This is a genomic window from Polycladomyces subterraneus, from assembly GCF_030433435.1.
In the GTDB taxonomy this organism is placed as follows: Bacteria; Bacillota; Bacilli; order Thermoactinomycetales; family JIR-001; genus Polycladomyces; species Polycladomyces subterraneus.
Genome location: NZ_JANRHH010000013.1, coordinates 68,937 through 85,171, shown reverse-complemented (window position 1 = coordinate 85,171; position 16,235 = coordinate 68,937). Strand labels below are relative to the sequence as shown.

Below are 16,235 nucleotides of genomic sequence, written 5' to 3'. Positions count from 1 at the left end.
GCCCCTTTGGTCGTCATGGCTTCTGGGCTTTATCCGGCATGGTAACGCACCTCCATCTACGTAGGTTCGTCCAGGATGAAAATCGTTTCGTTTCACGAGGTTCCTCAAACAGTAGTTTTCATGGTTTTTGCATTTCATGGTTGTGAGCGGGCAGAAGCTCTCCGGTCCGACGCTCGCTTTTGTCCTCACTCTGAAATTGGGTTTTTCCCGATCGCTCTTTATCAAGCTCACCGCCATCGGATCCCATACCGGTGAAAGAACCATTCGGCAATGGCCAATACCAGACCGACGGCCAAGGAGGAATGGGGGTCCAGGGAAAACGATATGAACAGAAATTGGAGCCCATACAACAACAAGGCAATGGCGAACAGATCGATTAATGCCAGTGCGAACCGGCTCATGTGGCGAATCAGCACATGATCCAGCCATGCGGTCACACCGGCGATCACTCCCGCTGAAACGATCAAGTGCCCCCAATGGGTAATTTCCATTTGTTTCAAGGTTAGATTGGCAATCTCCATCACTATGGCGTACAACACCCATTTGAAGAGAAAATAGGAAATCAATGTATTGTGGTTCACTCCTCCAAATCCGTCATCTTATTTTTCTATTATGACTATCCGACCGCTTATCCAATCATTTCCGGACTGTCAAGAGATTTTCAGGGATTCATTTTGCTTCTTCGTCCATTTTGATGTACGATGATAGAGTGAACCTGTCACCAAAGGAGTGCATACCATGGTGGATGGGGCGACAAGCTTAGGCGTGACCGCTCTCGTCAACATCATCCTGTCGCTCGTCAGCATCGCTTTCAGCTGGTGGGCACTGACCAATCTCCGGTTGGACGTCTTTATGCGCCAACCCAAATCAATGCAGGCCCATGCGTTGATGATCTTGCTGTCGGTGGTGTTGGGACACGGGTTGGCATCTTTCTTGATCGACTATATGGGTTGGTCTCGCCTGATCAGTCAGCTATTTTAATCGGCCGAAAAGTTTGTCTATTTTCTCCAACCAAGGTCCGCACTCGTATATCCTCTTTCTCTTTCGTGAACAATGGTGAAAGAGAAAGAGGGGGCGATACATATGCGGTCCAAATGGTTGACACTCACGTTTGCACTGATTATTCTAAGTACGTTCATTGTTGCATCGGCTCCGGCAGCGATGCCGGAACAAACGCTGACCCATGTGTTTTTGGAAATGGGCGCACAACCGGAGCGATACGTGTTGCACCATGGCGGGCGAACCGCTCAGGTGATGGAAGGACACCGAGTGGGCCAATGGACGGATGAATTGCGGCAGGCTTTGGGTTTGTCGCCGGCTCAGCGCGAAGAAGGAGACGGTCTGCGTTGGTCCGCCTCCGGCTGGTGGGGGCGAAACCAACGGGTGGAATTGATCGTTATCAACGATGAGCCAACAAAGCGGTGGATTCAACCGTACGTATCGGTTCGCATCAATGGTCGGGGACGTCCTGACGCGGCATTTTTCCGCGCCCGGCAACGTCTCGTAAAACGATTGGAACAGCAGGGAATCGCGCCCAGGTTGCACTTCTCGATTCAAGGATATCAGCAGTTGCAACCGTCGAATAAAGAGCAGTGGATCCAGCAAGCGATGAAGCGGATGCGCGCGCGGGAGGTGGAAGCGCTGCGCACGGCGCCGACCACCAGCGTTTCCTGTTATTCCCCCTTGTTCCCCGATGGATTGAACACGCAGGGCGGTTTCATGAATTTGCAGGTTGCCGCACGAATGGACCCCCTGCATCATCGTATCGCCGTGACCATGGGGACTCCGATCATTACCATAGAATACTAGTTTGGCGGAGGGAAGACATTTGGAAAAGATCATTGTTCGTGGCGGCAAGAAGTTGAAAGGCAGAGTGAAGATTCACGGTGCGAAGAACGCTGTCCTACCGATCATCGCCGCTTCCATTCTCGCATCGCGGGGAGAAATCGTCATTCATGACACTCCCCTGCTGGAAGACGTCAAAACGATCACCCAACTGCTCCAAAGCTTGGGCGCGGAAGCGAAGCTGGAAGAAGGGTCCGCTCACATCCGGGCGGAAAAGTTGACAACGACCCAGGCACCGTACGATTTGGTACGGAAAATGCGCGCTTCGTTCCTGGTGATGGGCCCATTGTTGGCGCGCAAAAAACATGCTCGAATTCCGCTGCCTGGTGGGTGCGCGATCGGAAGCCGTCCGATCGATCAGCATCTCAAAGGGTTTGAAGCGATGGGAGCCGAGTTTGAAATCGGCCAAGGGTTTATCGAGGGACGCGTGCCGGATCGTTTGCGGGGGGCCCGTATCTATCTCGATGTGGCCAGTGTTGGAGCGACGGAAAATATCATGATGGCGGCAGCACTGGCGGAAGGGCGCACCATCATCGAAAATGCGGCGCGGGAACCGGAAATCGTGGATCTGGCCAATTTCCTGAACGCGATGGGTGCCCAAGTGCGGGGTGCCGGTACCGGGACGATCCGCATCGACGGGGTGGATTTCCTGCGGGGAACGGAATATACCGTCATTCCCGATCGGATCGAGGCTGGCACATACATGGTCGCGGCAGCGATCACGCGCGGCGAAGTGTTTGTGGAGGGAGCGATTCCCGATCACATCAATCCGCTGATTGCCAAGCTGCGTGAAATGGGTGTCCATGTATTGGAAGGCGAGAACGGCGTTCATGTCCGTGCGGAAGGCAAATTGCAGCCGGTGGACGTCAAAACGCTGCCATATCCGGGGTTCCCGACGGATATGCAATCGCAGATGATGGCGTTGCTGCTGACGGCGGACGGTAACAGCGTGGTAACTGAGACCGTATTTGAAAACCGGTTCATGCACGTCGAAGAAATGAAACGCATGGGTGCGAAGATCAAAATCAATGGTCGCTCTGCCTTTATCGAGGGGGGCCATCCGCTGTCCGGAGCTGAAGTGAAAGCCACCGACCTGCGAGCGGGAGCTGCGCTTGTGTTGGCTGGACTAGCAGCCGAAGGCACCACGGTAGTAACGGAACTGCATCATATCGACAGAGGCTACGTTCAATTGGTGGAGAAATTGCAGGCATTGGGTGCGGATATCAAACGTGTGAAGGTGGACGCGGAGAAAGACGTATCCTCTGTGCAGCCCTCATATGCTTAAGTTCATATTGGATCTGGAAGGTCGCGGTATTCGCGGCCTTTTTTTTGTAGTTGAATACCTGTGTATCGGTCGAACTTGAGGACGACTTCCACTTCTGAAGTACTAACTCATCCTGCGATTCATAGGCTGTAAGAGAGGGTTGTCCTCAGTGAGAGAATCGGGAGAAAGAGGTGGATTATGCACAAAGGATTTGTTGTTTATGTGGTTGCGTTTCTCTCAGTGATGCTGGCTGTCCCGGCATTGGTGACATATTTTGATGCATCGACCGAATCCCATGCGAATGAACCCATCCGGTTGACACATGATGCACATGAGCCGATTATCCGCGTCTTTTTGACCAAAGAGCGGCGTGTCGTGGCAATCCCACTTGAATCCTATATCCGGGGTGTGGTAGCGGCGGAGATGCCAGCCCACTTTCACTTGGAGGCGCTGAAAGCCCAAGCGATGGCGGCACGTACCTATATTGCCGAACGGCTGGCCAAGGGGGATTTTTCCGATATGCGGTCATACGGTAAGGCGGCCGAGGATGCCCAAGTGACCGATTCTCCGGATCACCAAGCGTTTCTGACGGACGAGCAGTTAAAAATGGAGTGGAAAGACCGATATCCCTCATACTCAAACCGGGTCAATCAGGCGGTTCAGGAAACACGAGGAAAAATTTTGTTATATAAGGGAAAACCGATCTATGCGGCCTTTTTCTCCACCAGCAATGGACAAACGGAAAACGCGGAAGATTATTTCCGTCAATCGTATCCGTATTTGCGGAGCGTACCGTCTCCCTGGGATCGTCAATCGCCCAAGTACCGAGCGCAAATCCGGTTCGCGATGAGCGAGGTCAGTCGCCGTTTGGAAGCATTCACCGGAAAGAAACTGATCGCCCAGTCCGTTACGGGAGCCAAATGGATCAGCGAAGCGGAACGAACCAAAAGCGACCGTATCAGGAGAATCCGAATCGGGGATCAATGGTTTACCGGACGTCAGGTTCGGGAGGCGTTGGGATTGCCGTCTACGGATTTCACCTGGAGCATTCGTGGTGGTACCATCATGTTCATCACCCAGGGTTACGGGCACGGTGTCGGGATGAGCCAATGGGGGGCGAACCTTTTGGCCAAGCAGGGCAGGTCGGCCGAGGAGATCGTCCGATATTATTATCGTGGTGTGACCATCGGAAATTGGCGATAAAGGGGAACCGACATGCTCTGTCATAACGGGATGACAGTCTTCGAAATAAGGAGCTGATAAATACGATCGATAGATGAATGTTGTTACACCTTCCTATCAACAAAACTCTCAACCAGCCGACAAAATAGTCGGGTTAAACACGGGTCTTTTCAGGCTTTTCCTCATTCGAAAAAATGAAAAAAATCGGGAGAGGTAGGTATAAAACGAGAGACTCGTGTCCAAAATGGTTGCTGAGGTGATAGGAAAATGAAACCAGAACAACCAAATAAACCGATCCAAATGGACAATGCGAAGCAGGGAATCCGATGGAAACGCCTGTTTGCAAAGAAATGGGCTTTTCCGGCCATCTACCTCGCAGCTGCCGCACTCATTCTCACCGTGGTTTGGTTGTACCAAAACGCGCAAGAGTCTGGGGTAACCAAACCCGGAACGGATGTGCAAATCAGCCACAATACCGTGCCGGTCGATCAAAAAGCTGAACAGATGACGACACCAGTTTCCAAGACCGCCGATGCCGACGTACAGATGGGTTACTATGACGAAACCTCGTCCGCCAAAGTCAAAGAAAAGGCATTGGTAAAATATGCCAATACGTATTGGCCGCATTCGGGACTCGACTACGCCCGCAAAGACGGTAAAAGTTTCGATGTAATCGCCGCGTTGAGCGGAAAAGTGATCCGAGTGGAACAAAATCCGCTGGTCGGTCAGCAAGTGGAGATTCAGCACGAAAACGGCTTGATCACCGTATACCAAAGTTTGACGGATATCCGCGTTAAAGTGGGTCAAGAGGTCAAACAAGGTGATGTGATCGCTCAAGCCGGAAGAAACAACTTTGAGAAAGAAGCCGGTGTCCACCTCCATTTTGAGGTGAGAAAAGGCAACCAAACGGTGCAGCCGGAACTGTACTTGAAATAAAAAAAGCATGACAAAGCCGGAGCGAAACAGCTCCGGCTTTGTTTAGGTTCGCCAAAAACCGCGCAAAATGGCTTGTCACGGCTTGTAAGGGGAGAATAACCGATCAAACGGCTCATATAATGTAGCAGACATTCCGAAGAGGGGGCGAAGGGAGTGCACGATTACATCAAGGAGCGCACCATCAAGATTGGTCGCTACTTTGTGGAAACTAGAAATACTGTTCGTATGATTGCCAAGGAATTCGGTGTTTCCAAAAGCACGGTGCACAAAGATCTGACGGAACGATTACCCGAGATTAACCCGGAACTCGCCAGTCAAGTCAAAGAAATTTTGGAATATCATAAGTCGATCCGTCATTTAAGGGGAGGAGAAGCCACCAAGATCAAATATAAACGGAAACATCACCAGAAAGAAAACGCGCGTGGGAAAGATCATGTCGCCAAGGTGAGTATCACCACTTAACCATTGGGATGGCCCTATTCATACCCGCGTTTCACGTTGACGATTACATATATGCGATCTGTCTGGGCCGAGTGAGCTGCACAGAGATGATCCCTTTTTTGGCAATCATAAATCATTTTTGAATAATTGAATTGCGATCTTCCCACAGGGATCATTTCTTCCCCCTTCCCCTTCCCGCCTTGCCAGGAAGTGTAGACTTATAACAACAGTTGCGATATATTCTATCTATGTAGACGATTCTTTTGGTGTGAGAATTTGTCTGATCCATATAGTACCCTGATCAGTGGGCGCGTAACGACCAAAGATATGGCAGGGTACCATAGAAATGCCGAACAATCCGTTCGGGATGCATTCCCCATCCATACATAAGGAAACAGGGCAAGAGCGGGGCGATCGCATCCCATCACCCATCTTCAAATCCCTTGTACGATGGAAAGCGGTTGTCAGCTTTTTATGTGTACAGTTTCACAACATCTACCGTTAAAGTGGACGAGCCGCTTTTACGTCGATCCAACAGTTGTTTGGAGTGGATTAAAACTATGCAAGAGGATAAAAACAAGCCCGATACCAGCCATTCGACGTCTCATCTGGTAATTCCCGAACCTGATCAGTCGGACGTGGAGAAAGCTGAATCTGCCCAACCTGCCTTATCCGGAAAGCCGGAGCTTGGAAACTGGAAATGGAGCGAGGACACCCCCACTGAAAAGGAAATCAATCCTGCCTCCCCATCCTCTGACCTGGTGGAAACCGGAACGGAATCGAAGAGTGAATCGGAAGCCGTTTCGCCGGTGGTTTCACCAGTGGAATCGACGGATCAACAGGATCCAGAAAAAGAGGAACCGTCCGCCGAAGAAGAGAAAGAGACGACACCATCCGACAGCGAGGAAGGCGAGAGAAGCCCGGATTCTCTCAGCCAGCAACAGGTGGACCCAAAGGTGATCGAAGAAGTTTCACAGGACGATGAACAGGACGATCAGGCGGACGAATGGGAAGAGGATGACGAGCCCGTTCGAAGACCGATCGGCAAGCTGAAATGGAGCCAGGACGATGAAGCCCCCCTTGATACAACCGCCCCGATCGCGGTTGCGGCGGAAGCGGTGCAAGATGCACCCTCATCGACCCCGGAGCCGTCTCAATCGCAGGCGGACAAGGTAGAGGATGAGCTGAAGGATATTTCGCAGAAACGCTGGTCAGGAGCCAAGTGGGTAAAGCGTACCCTGTTATTCCTTCCGTTGGTGTGGGTCATCGTATTGGCTGTCGGCTTGATGATCGGTTACGGTGTGATGGGGGATCAACCTCCAGGTGAGGTATTCAACCCGGATTTGTGGAAGCATCTGTATGATTTGATCTACGGGTGAGTCAAAGCCCCGCCCTGCCCATGTGGTAGCGCGGGATCTTTCTTGCCGTCTTTTTGGATGCCAAAAATCGGGTATAATACAGTAGGAATGCCGTGAGGAGGGACCCCGTGTGAACGTGCCCAACCTGTTGACGCTCTTTCGGTTCGTGTTGATTCCGTTGTACTTATTCTTCTTTTTTTCCGATCTTCCGAATCGGATGTATTGGGCTTTCGGGGTCATCCTTTTGGCGGGGTTGACGGACGTGGTGGACGGGTATTTGGCTCGCAAACACAGGCAAGTGACCCAATTGGGTATCATGCTGGACCCGCTGGCGGATAAACTGATGATGCTGTCCGTGTTTTTGTCGCTGTTGATATCGGAGCGCATCAGTATTTGGGCAGGTGTAGCGATTGTCCTTCGCGACGTGGGGATGATCGTCGGTTCTGCTTTCTTCCATTTTCGCGGGAAACGGACCGTACCGGCCAATGCATTGGGGAAATTGACCACGTTTTTGTTTTATGTCGCGCTGTTTTTGTTGATGTTCGAGCTGCCGTTTGCGCAGACCTTCTTGTGGGGCGTGATCGCGATTTCGTTTGTAACCACGCTCATCTATTTATTCCAATTCAAAATGATCAACCAACGTCTGATGTAGTGGATTCAGCCAACGAAGCAGGGGGTGCCCTTTTTGCCTGAAAGAAACGTTATTCGTTCGATTATGGTGGAAACGCCTTCAAAACCCGGGAACTTGGGGCGAGTAGCAACCGCGATCGGTTCGGTGGGCGGTGATATCGGAGACATTGTCACGGTGCAGATCGGACCGTTCACTACCATGCGCGACATCACTGTGCATTGTGAGAACGAGGAGCAATTACACGCTGTTATCGACGCGATTCAATGCCTGGGCGGCGGAATCCGGGTTCGCACCGTATCCGATGACGTGCTGCGTGCGCACGAAGGCGGAAAAATCCATATGAAAAGCAAGATGGACATTCGCTCTCTGGCCGACTTGCGACGGGTTTATACGCCAGGCGTTGCCAACGTGTGCCGGGTGATCCAGGAAGAGCCGGAAAAAGCACGTATCTACACCAGCATCGGCAACACAGTGGCCATTGTGACGGACGGTACCGCTATTTTGGGGCTTGGCGACATCGGTCCCGTGGCCGGGATGCCGGTAATGGAAGGAAAAGCGGCGTTGTTTGATCGGTTTGCAGGGATCAGCGGTGTACCGATCCTATTGAACACCAAAGATCCCGATGAAATCGTGCGGACGGTCAAAACGATCTCCCCCGGATTTGGCGGCATCTTGCTGGAGGATATCGGTTCGCCGCATTGTTTTGAAGTGGAAAACCGGCTGAAAGAAGAGTTGGATATTCCCGTCATGCATGACGACCAACATGGTACTGCGGTTGTCACGTTGGCGGCTGTCATCTCCGCTTGCCGTTGTGCCGGAGTGGATTTGAAGGAAGCTGTGGTTGGACAAGTCGGTTTGGGTGCGGCGGGCCTCGCGATTTGCCGGATGTTCCTCGCCTATGGTGTCCAACGCGTACACGGTGTCGATTTGAACGAAGATGCCAAAAAGCGACTTGCGGCATACGGTGGGGAACCGCTGGACAGCTTGGAAGAACTGATGCAAACGTGCGACATCGTCATCTCCACCACCGGTGTACCTGGGTTGATCAAACCGGAAATGATTCAGAAAGGACAAGTCATCCTCGCGCTGTCCAACCCGAAACCGGAGATCGAGCCGGAAGATGCGCTCAAGGCTGGTGCCGGCTTTGCCGCTGACGGACGTTCGGTCAATAACGTGTTGGGCTTCCCCGGTATTTTCCGCGGTGTACTGAATGCGGGAGCCAAACGTATCACTCACGAGATGTTGGTAGTAGCAGCCGAAGCCATCGCCAGCTGCACTCGGGATGGAGAACTGGTCCCGCACCCCCTCAACCCCAAAGTGCACCGAGAAGTAGCCAGGGCAGTGGAAGAAGTGGCTGGTCGTGGCTTGTGAAGGGGATAGTGAGTGAAAAAAGGACTCAAACTGTTGATCATCTTTGTTGTCCCGTATTTTGCCACGTTGATCCTGGTGGGTTTATTGGGTTGGATGGCACAGTTTGGATTGCAATTGGGGATCAATCAATCCGCCAATTCCATCATTTTGCAAGTGATCGTTTTTCCCTTTCTTCACACTGTAATGATGTTGCTAGTCATTCGTTGGCTGGCGAAAGAATTCAAACTGTGACCGCAGGTTGGAAATGGAAAAAGAGCGCCGAAAGGCTTTGCCTAACGGCGCCCTTTTTATTTGAACCCCTCAATGGGGGACTGTTCTTATTGTAAACGGCTGAAAGCGGAACATACCTGCCGCATCGTGGCAATCCCCCGTTTGATTCGCTATAATGGGATCAGCAACTCGTGTTATTGGTCGGAAAGGAGTCGAAAAATATGGAAATGGACGCCATAGCGATCCAGCAAGTTATCCCGCATCGATATCCGTTTTTGTTGGTGGACCGGATTACGGAGGTCGAAGAGGGAAAACGTGCCGTCGGAATCAAAAACGTCACCATCAATGAACCGTTTTTTCAAGGGCATTTTCCCGACTATCCCGTCATGCCCGGAGTATTGATCGTGGAGGCGTTGGCACAGGTGGGTGCGGTTGCCGTACTCGGCTTGGAGGAGAATCGGGGTAAGTTGGCGTTTTTTACTGGAATCGACAAATTCCGGTTTAGAGAGCAAGTGAAGCCGGGTGACGTGTTGGAGTTGGAAGTAGAGATGGTGAAACTGCGCGGCTCGCTCGGCAAGGGGCAGGGAACTGCAAGGGTGAATGGGAAAGTGGTGGCTGAGGGAGAATTAATGTTTGCCATCACTGATCCCCGATAAATCTATAAAGGAAGGTCCCATTCGGGCCTTCCTTTCCTTCCCTTAAGGAAGCCTTTCCAATCACAACCACATGCGAATAAGGAAATAAATAAATCCCCACAGTGGCAGACTCAGGATCATACCGTTGATCAACCCCACCGCACAAGGGAATTCATGAAGAGTCTGTTTCTCGTCCATTTTGCTCGCTCCCGTTTGAGTTGCTGTGTTTTTATTATGGTCGAAGATATGGGTGTTCATCCTTGATTCAGCGGTGGATAGCATGGGGGGAAATTTGCCAGGAGGTCGTATACAGATGAAAGTTGTGACCGTTGTTGGGGCGCGACCCCAATTCATCAAGGCGGCACCCGTCTCCCGCAAATTGCGTGAAAAAGGGACGGAAGTGTTGGTGCATACGGGACAGCACTATGACAAGTCCATGTCGGACGTTTTTTTCGAGGAACTGAATATTCCCGCGCCCGATTACCACTTGGGTGTCGGTTCCAAATCTCATGGTGCACAGACGGGTGAAATGCTGGCCAAAGTGGAAGAAGTGCTATTGGCGGAAAAACCGGATTGCCTCTTGGTGTACGGCGATACCAACTCTACGTTGGCCGGTGCGTTGGCCGCTGCCAAACTGCATATCCCCGTCGCACACGTCGAAGCGGGTCTCCGCAGTTTCAATCGCCGCATGCCGGAGGAGATCAACCGTGTGTTGACCGATCACGTATCCCGCTGGCTCTTTTGCCCGACAGAAACGGCGGTGCGTCACCTGAAGAATGAAGGGATTACTGATGGTGTCCATCTGACGGGGGATGTAATGATGGACGCGGTGTTGTACAATCGGCAGTTGGCCGATGAGAAATCAAATGTGCTGGATCGCTTGGGTCTTTCCTCCCGTTCGTATGTGTTGGTGACGCTCCACAGGGCGGAGAACACCGATGTACCTGAACGGTTGGAGGGAATTGTCCGGGCCTTGAACCAATTGTCTGTGCCGGCTGTACTGCCGCTTCATCCTCGGACGCGTGGCAAGTTGGCCCAGACTGGACTGACCATTGACAACCCCAATGTACGCGTGATCGAACCGGTGGGGTATTTGGACATGCTGCAGTTGGAATCTCACGCCAAGAAAATCCTGACCGATTCCGGCGGGGTGCAGAAGGAAGCCTTTTTCGTTTCCGTCCCGTGCATCACGATGCGGGATGAAACCGAATGGACGGAGACGGTGGAGTTGGGATGCAATATCCTGGTTGGAGCCGATACCGACAAGATTCTGGATGCAGTGGAACGGTTTGAAGTGGACTTTTCTTCGATCGCGCCGGTGTTTGGAGATGGACATGCCGCAGATCACATCGCCGAGCGCTTATCGGCGGACCTTTGATCCGCAGGGGCCATTCTACATGGAAAGGAATCGACATTGCCATGCGATTGAAAGTATTGGTCATCTCACACATGTATCCGAACCCTGCCAATCCGATGTCCGGTATTTTCGTACACAATCAGGTGAAGGCACTCGTCGCCGCAGGCGTCGAGTGCCGGGTTGTTTCGCCGATCCCGCGGTTTCCGCTGTATCCCAAATGGAAAGCGTACAGGGAATTTCCCAAGCGAACGGTAATGGACGGCATTATCATTGATTATGTCCCCACTTGGATGTTTCCCGGAGGATTCTTTTTCGGTGCCTACGGTATGTTGTATTACTGGTCGCTGTCCCGGCATCTGACGGCGTTGCGTCGGGAGTTTCCGTTTGATCTCATTCATTGCCATACCATTTATCCCGATGGTCACGCTGGTGGCAAGCTGAAATCACTGTTCGGTGTACCAGTGGTCAGTACGATCCACGGTTCGGATATCCGTCTGTATCCCAAGCGTAGCCGTTGGGTATATCGCAACACTGAGGAAGCGCTCCGTCTGTCCGATCACATCATCGCAGTGAGCGACCGCCTGCGCAAGGAAGCATTGCAAATGGTGGCCGGAATTGAAGCCGTCACCATTTACAACGGGTTTGACCCTTCCCGCTTTTATCCACGAAATCAAAAGGAAGTCCGACAACAGTTAGGGTTGGATGAACAACACAAAATCGCATTGTTTGTCGGAAATTTTTATCCGGTGAAAGGATTGTCCTACCTGTTGACGGCATTTGCCCAACTGGTGGAAAAGGATCCATCCGTCCGTCTCGTCATGGTGGGAGACGGGCCGCTCAAATCACAGCTTCAGCGGCAATGCAGTGAAGCGGGGATCCGGGATTATGTTCTCTTTCAGGGACGCAGGCCGCATGACGAAATTCCGTTATGGATCAACGCTGCCGATGTGGTGGTGTTGTCCAGTTTGAGCGAGGGGTTGCCGTCGATCCTGCTGGAATCGATGGGGTGTGGAAAACCGTTTGTGGCGACTGATGTGGGCGGGATTGCGGAAATTCTGCAACACCGAAAGACCGGTTTTCTCGTCAAGCCGGAAAATGCGGATGAATTGGCACGTTATCTGTCCATCTTATTAATCGAGGAAGAAGGATTGGCGCACGATATGGGCGAGCGTGCGTATACCCTGTCGGGCTCGTTAACATGGAAAGAAAACGCCGAGCGGGTAAAGCGGTTGTACGAACAAATGTTGAATCAACAAGTTGACACATCATCGTGATTCAGCGGAGGCCAGAAAACAATTTTTGTACGAATGACCAGAGCCGCCTCCTAGCCGCCATTTCCATCGAGGGAATGTGTGATATTTTCTTGACAGGGATACAAAAAAATTGTCAACTATGTTACAGTGTTAAATGGGTTTTGTAATGTTCCTGTAACATAACAAGGAAAAGATTGGATGTCGCGATGGGAAATTGGCAGGAGCTTGATCTGGTGGTGGGAAAAGGAGGATTTACGTGATACGCTATGGAATCGTCGGCTGCGGTCACATCGCCAAAAAACATGTGGATGCGATCGCGGCAGTGGATGACGCCCAATTGGTGGCGGTGTGCGACACCAACCCCGAGCGGTTGCAGGCATTTGCGACGGACGGGGTCCAAGGATACACCGATTTGGCGGACATGCTCAAAAATCCGGACATAGACGCGGTCTGCATCTGCACCCCCAGCGGCCTGCACCCCGATCTGACGATACAAGCGGCCGAAGCGGGGAAACACGTTGTCGTGGAAAAGCCGATGGCGCTCACGCTAGAAGATGCCGACCGGATGATCGATGCTTGTGAGAAAAACGGCGTTCTGATGGCAGTGGTTCATCCCAACCGTTTCCGTCCGGCCATTCGCGAATTGCGCAAGAAAATGGATGCCGGTGCATTTGGCAAGATTGGCCATGCCAATGCGACGGTCCGGTGGAATCGGAACCAGGCATATTACGATCAGGCCCCGTGGCGGGGAACCAAAGTGATGGATGGCGGCGTGCTGATGAACCAAGCCATTCACAATTTGGACCTGTTGCTGTGGATGATGGGCGAAGTCGACGAAGTCCAATCGTATCAAGCGACGCGGATCCGCAATATCGAAGCGGAGGATACGTCCGTCTCTGTCGTTCGTTTCAAAAACGGCGCTTTGGGCGTGATCGAGGCGGCAGTTACCATCTATCCGCGTAACCTAGAAGAGTCCCTCAGCATATTCGGCGAAAAAGGCACGGCTGTCATTGGTGGACCGACTGCCAACTGGATCAAAACTTGGAAGTTTGAAGACGAGCCGGAAGAGGTATCAAATGAAACGATTGCCCGTATCGAACAAGATCCGTTCGGTATTCCGGGTCATCAGTGCATTATCCAGGACATGACAGAAGCGATTCAAACCGGGCGCAAGCCGATCGTTTCCGGAGAGGAAGGTCGTCGTGCGCTTAGCTTGGTCATTGCCTGTCAGCTCGCTGCCGAAACGGGACAACCGGTGAAAATGGATACATTGGAGCGAAAACAGAAGAAACGGGGGTAAACCCATGAATATCCCTTTGCTTGATTTGCAAGCCCAATACGCCAAGATTCGTGAAGAAGTCCGACGTGCAGTAGATGAAGTGCTGGAAGGTGGACGTTACATTCTCGGACCAGAAGTGAAAAAACTGGAGGAAGAAGTGGCTGAATTCAGCCAGGCCAAATACGGCATCGGCGTCGGCAACGGTACAGATGCGCTGGTGCTGACACTGGACGCACTGGGGATCGGTCCGGGGGATGAGGTAATCACCTCGCCGTTTACCTTCTTTGCCAGCGCGGAGTGCATTTCCCGCGTGGGTGCGACTCCGGTGTTCGCCGACGTTGACCCGAAAACGTACAACCTCGATCCGGCCAAAGTGCGGGAAAAAATCACCGATCGGACCAAAGCGATCATTCCGGTTCACATCTTCGGGCAACCGGCCGATATGGACGAAATCATGGAAATCGCTCGGGAACACGATCTGTATGTGATCGAGGACGCTTGCCAAGCGATCGGTTCGGAATACAAAGGACGCCGAGTGGGTTCCTTCGGTCATGCGGCGTGCTATTCCTTTTTCCCGACCAAAAACCTGGGCGGTTACGGCGACGGCGGTATGATCGTAACCAACGACGAATCGCTGGATCGGAAACTGCGCAGCCTGCGTGTACACGGAAAAAGCGAAAAATCCAAGTACTACAACAACGCAATCGGCTACAACAGTCGTTTGGATGAACTGCAGGCGGCCATTCTGCGCGTCAAATTGCGTTATCTGAATGAATGGAACGAAGCGCGTCGCCAAAAAGCCGCACTGTACGACGAACTGTTGAAGGATACGCCGGTGGTGACACCGTATGCGGCTGAAGATCGCAAACACATTTATCATCTGTACATCATCCAAGCGGAAAACCGCGACGGTCTCATCCAATATTTGAAGGAAAAAGGCATCGCTACAGGAGTCTATTATCCGGTGCCGTTGCACCATCAGGAAGTGTACAAAGATCTGGAGTACGGCAAAGGCAGTCTGCCGGTGGCGGAAGAGCTGTGCACCCGCACGATGGCGCTGCCGTGTTATCCGGAACTGTCCGATGAAAACGTCCGTTTGATCGCGGATGCGGTGAAAAGCTTCTACAACTCATGATGAAAAAGGGATGAAGGACCGTGGAAAACAAAACGCTGCTTCAAAAAATCGAAGACAAAACAGCGGTCATCGGTGTGGTCGGTCTGGGTTACGTCGGCCTGCCGCTGGCCGTGGAAAAAGCGAAAGCAGGTTATCGTGTTATCGGGTTTGACGTACAGCAAAAACGGGTCGACATGGTCAACCAAGGGATCAACTATATTGGTGACGTGGTGGACGAAGAGCTGGCTCAAATCGTTCGGGAAGGCCGTCTGAGTGCCACCACCGACTATGATTACATCAAGGACGTGGACGCGGTGGCCATCTGCGTTCCGACGCCCTTGGATAAGTATCAGCAGCCGAACACCTCCTATGTGGAAGGTTCCGCGCGCTCCATCGCCAAGCGGCTCCACAAGGGGATGCTGGTGGTCCTGGAAAGCACGACATATCCGGGCACAACCGAGGAAGTGGTCCAACCGATCCTGGAAGAGACGGGCCTCAAAGTGGGTCAAGACTTCTTCCTGGCCTATTCGCCGGAACGGGTGGACCCCGGCAACAAGGTGTACAACACTAAAAACACCCCGAAAGTGGTCGGCGGTGTGACGCCGGAATGCACCAAGGTGGCGGCGGCGTTGTACCGTGCGGTGCTGGAAGGAGAAGTACATGAGGTGTCCAGCCCGCGGGTGGCGGAGATGGAAAAAATCCTGGAAAACACCTTCCGTCACATCAACATCGCCTTGGCCAACGAAATGGCCGTTTTGTGCAACCGGATGGGCATTGATATCTGGGAAGTGATCGATGCGGCCAAAACGAAACCGTATGGGTTTATGGCTTTCTACCCTGGACCGGGTCTCGGCGGGCACTGCATTCCCATCGACCCGTTCTACCTGACTTGGAAAGCGCGGGAATACAAGTACCACACCCGCTTGATCGAGCTGGCTGGCGAGATCAATAACTACATGCCCGAATTTGTGGTGGAGCGCTCCATGAAGATTCTCAACCGTTACGGCAAGGCGCTCAACGGGGCCAAAGTGTTGATCCTAGGTGTGGCCTACAAGAAAGACATCGACGACCTGCGCGATTCTCCGGTGCTGGATATCATCCAGCTGATGGAGAAAAATGGCGCCAATCTGAAGATCAACGAGCCGCACGTGCCGACGTTCACGCTGAACGGCAAGGAATACAAGAGCGAGGAACTGACACCGGAATTAGTAGAACAGGCGGATCTCGTGCTGATCACAACGGACCACAGCGTCTACGATTATCAGATGATCGCTGACAAGGCGAAAGTGATTTTTGATACGCGCAATGCGTTGAAAAACGTGAAAGAGATTCGTGCGGACTACGAGAAACTATGAGGGG

General features: G+C 52.3%; 17 protein-coding genes. 16 read left to right on the top strand and 1 reads right to left on the bottom strand.

From position 1 onward, the window contains the following. Positions 1-227 precede the first annotated feature (227 nt). Complete coding sequence (locus NWF35_RS02320) at positions 228-581, bottom strand: hypothetical protein (RefSeq protein WP_301237485.1); 354 nt, start codon at positions 579-581, stop codon at positions 228-230. Positions 582-738: 157 nt separating this feature from the next. Between NWF35_RS02320 and NWF35_RS02315 the strand changes: the two genes are divergently transcribed. The 16 genes from NWF35_RS02315 to NWF35_RS02240 all read left to right on the top strand — a co-directional run bounded on the left by NWF35_RS02315 (position 739) and on the right by NWF35_RS02240 (position 16,231). Continuing rightward, positions 739-981, top strand: coding sequence for a DUF1146 family protein (locus NWF35_RS02315; protein WP_301237484.1), 243 nt, complete (start codon positions 739-741; stop codon positions 979-981). A 102-nt stretch (positions 982-1,083) separates the two neighbouring features. After that, positions 1,084-1,809 (top strand): YwmB family TATA-box binding protein, encoded by a 726-nt coding sequence (locus tag NWF35_RS02310; RefSeq protein ID WP_301237483.1) that lies wholly within the window; start codon positions 1,084-1,086, stop codon positions 1,807-1,809. 19 nt (positions 1,810-1,828) lie between these two features. Next, positions 1,829-3,130 (top strand): UDP-N-acetylglucosamine 1-carboxyvinyltransferase, encoded by a 1,302-nt coding sequence (murA, locus tag NWF35_RS02305; RefSeq protein WP_301237482.1) that lies wholly within the window; start codon positions 1,829-1,831, stop codon positions 3,128-3,130. A gap of 177 nt (positions 3,131-3,307) precedes the next feature. Beyond that, on the top strand, positions 3,308-4,312 hold the full coding sequence (spoIID, locus tag NWF35_RS02300) for a stage II sporulation protein D (protein ID WP_301237481.1): 1,005 nt from the start codon (positions 3,308-3,310) through the stop codon (positions 4,310-4,312). 246 nt (positions 4,313-4,558) lie between these two features. Continuing rightward, the gene (locus NWF35_RS02295; RefSeq protein ID WP_301237480.1) at positions 4,559-5,227 is read left to right on the top strand and encodes a M23 family metallopeptidase; all 669 of its coding nucleotides are present in this window, start codon (positions 4,559-4,561) and stop codon (positions 5,225-5,227) included. Between the two features lie 153 nt (positions 5,228-5,380). Next, positions 5,381-5,689 (top strand): sporulation transcriptional regulator SpoIIID, encoded by a 309-nt coding sequence (spoIIID, locus tag NWF35_RS02290; protein ID WP_301237479.1) that lies wholly within the window; start codon positions 5,381-5,383, stop codon positions 5,687-5,689. Positions 5,690-6,228: 539 nt separating this feature from the next. Beyond that, positions 6,229-7,047, top strand: a complete 819-nt coding sequence (locus NWF35_RS02285; RefSeq protein WP_301237478.1) for a DNA-directed RNA polymerase subunit beta — start codon at positions 6,229-6,231, stop codon at positions 7,045-7,047. Between the two features lie 109 nt (positions 7,048-7,156). Continuing rightward, complete coding sequence (pgsA, locus tag NWF35_RS02280) at positions 7,157-7,678, top strand: CDP-diacylglycerol--glycerol-3-phosphate 3-phosphatidyltransferase (protein WP_301237477.1); 522 nt, start codon at positions 7,157-7,159, stop codon at positions 7,676-7,678. A gap of 63 nt (positions 7,679-7,741) precedes the next feature. After that, positions 7,742-9,028: an NAD-dependent malic enzyme gene (locus NWF35_RS02275; protein ID WP_435873822.1), complete on the top strand. Its 1,287-nt coding sequence runs from the start codon at positions 7,742-7,744 to the stop codon at positions 9,026-9,028. Between the two features lie 12 nt (positions 9,029-9,040). Beyond that, the gene (locus tag NWF35_RS02270; protein ID WP_301237475.1) at positions 9,041-9,259 is read left to right on the top strand and encodes a hypothetical protein; all 219 of its coding nucleotides are present in this window, start codon (positions 9,041-9,043) and stop codon (positions 9,257-9,259) included. 200 nt (positions 9,260-9,459) lie between these two features. Continuing rightward, on the top strand, positions 9,460-9,894 hold the full coding sequence (gene fabZ, locus NWF35_RS02265; protein ID WP_301237474.1) for a 3-hydroxyacyl-ACP dehydratase FabZ: 435 nt from the start codon (positions 9,460-9,462) through the stop codon (positions 9,892-9,894). Positions 9,895-10,186: 292 nt separating this feature from the next. Further along, positions 10,187-11,251 (top strand): non-hydrolyzing UDP-N-acetylglucosamine 2-epimerase, encoded by a 1,065-nt coding sequence (gene wecB, locus NWF35_RS02260; protein WP_301237473.1) that lies wholly within the window; start codon positions 10,187-10,189, stop codon positions 11,249-11,251. A gap of 41 nt (positions 11,252-11,292) precedes the next feature. After that, positions 11,293-12,504 carry a glycosyltransferase family 4 protein gene (locus tag NWF35_RS02255; RefSeq protein ID WP_301237472.1) on the top strand — a complete coding sequence of 404 codons (1,212 nt, stop codon included), beginning with the start codon at positions 11,293-11,295 and terminating at the stop codon, positions 12,502-12,504. Between the two features lie 235 nt (positions 12,505-12,739). Further along, positions 12,740-13,783 (top strand): Gfo/Idh/MocA family protein, encoded by a 1,044-nt coding sequence (locus NWF35_RS02250; protein ID WP_301237471.1) that lies wholly within the window; start codon positions 12,740-12,742, stop codon positions 13,781-13,783. A 4-nt stretch (positions 13,784-13,787) separates the two neighbouring features. Continuing rightward, a complete protein-coding gene (locus tag NWF35_RS02245; RefSeq protein WP_301237470.1) occupies positions 13,788-14,897 on the top strand; it encodes a DegT/DnrJ/EryC1/StrS family aminotransferase in 1,110 nt (369 codons plus the stop codon). Positions 14,898-14,917: 20 nt separating this feature from the next. Further along, positions 14,918-16,231, top strand: coding sequence for a nucleotide sugar dehydrogenase (locus NWF35_RS02240; protein WP_301237468.1), 1,314 nt, complete (start codon positions 14,918-14,920; stop codon positions 16,229-16,231). Positions 16,232-16,235 lie beyond the last annotated feature (4 nt).

Coding starts and splice junctions, on each gene's coding strand:
- NWF35_RS02315 (WP_301237484.1), top strand. CDS start 739: ATGGTGGATGGGGCGACAAGCTTAGGCGTGACCGCTCTCGTCAACATC.
- NWF35_RS02310 (WP_301237483.1), top strand. CDS start 1,084: ATGCGGTCCAAATGGTTGACACTCACGTTTGCACTGATTATTCTAAGT.
- spoIID (WP_301237481.1), top strand. CDS start 3,308: ATGCACAAAGGATTTGTTGTTTATGTGGTTGCGTTTCTCTCAGTGATG.
- NWF35_RS02295 (WP_301237480.1), top strand. CDS start 4,559: ATGAAACCAGAACAACCAAATAAACCGATCCAAATGGACAATGCGAAG.
- NWF35_RS02285 (WP_301237478.1), top strand. CDS start 6,229: ATGCAAGAGGATAAAAACAAGCCCGATACCAGCCATTCGACGTCTCAT.
- NWF35_RS02275 (WP_435873822.1), top strand. CDS start 7,742: ATGGTGGAAACGCCTTCAAAACCCGGGAACTTGGGGCGAGTAGCAACC.
- fabZ (WP_301237474.1), top strand. CDS start 9,460: ATGGAAATGGACGCCATAGCGATCCAGCAAGTTATCCCGCATCGATAT.
- wecB (WP_301237473.1), top strand. CDS start 10,187: ATGAAAGTTGTGACCGTTGTTGGGGCGCGACCCCAATTCATCAAGGCG.
- NWF35_RS02255 (WP_301237472.1), top strand. CDS start 11,293: ATGCGATTGAAAGTATTGGTCATCTCACACATGTATCCGAACCCTGCC.
- NWF35_RS02245 (WP_301237470.1), top strand. CDS start 13,788: ATGAATATCCCTTTGCTTGATTTGCAAGCCCAATACGCCAAGATTCGT.